Raw genomic sequence first — 338 nt, forward strand, 5'->3', positions numbered from 1 at the left:
TGTTCCAAGTCTTCCGTTTTCAAGAAATGATGAAGGCTTGGCGGCCTGCGATGTAGCCATTGTCTCGCTGGCTTCGGGGATGAAAGGTTTGGGTGTACCGAGTAAGGCATATTTCTCACTCGCCGCTGATAAACCTATTTTAGTCGTAGGTGATGAAGGTTCTGAATTGGAATTGTTGGTTGCGGAACACCCGGATGTAGGATGGTATTGCGATTCAGCCAATATAAATGAGCTTGCTGGTCTTATTGATGAAATTTGCGCGCAGGATTTGAACACGTATGTATTAAAACCACGTAGTTTGGTAATTGAAAAATTTGACTACAAAGTGGCAATAAACC

The 338-nt window shown here is 43.2% G+C and carries 1 protein-coding gene; it reads left to right on the forward strand.

Going from position 1 to position 338, the window contains the following annotated elements; translation table 11 throughout:
- The coding region (locus tag KDM89_RS20855; RefSeq protein WP_212689745.1) for a glycosyltransferase family protein at positions 1 to 338 on the forward strand (338 nt) is incomplete at both ends.

This window comes from Cognatundibacterium luofuense (genome assembly GCF_018139685.1).
Classification (GTDB): domain Bacteria; phylum Pseudomonadota; class Gammaproteobacteria; order Burkholderiales; family Burkholderiaceae_D; genus Undibacterium; species Undibacterium luofuense.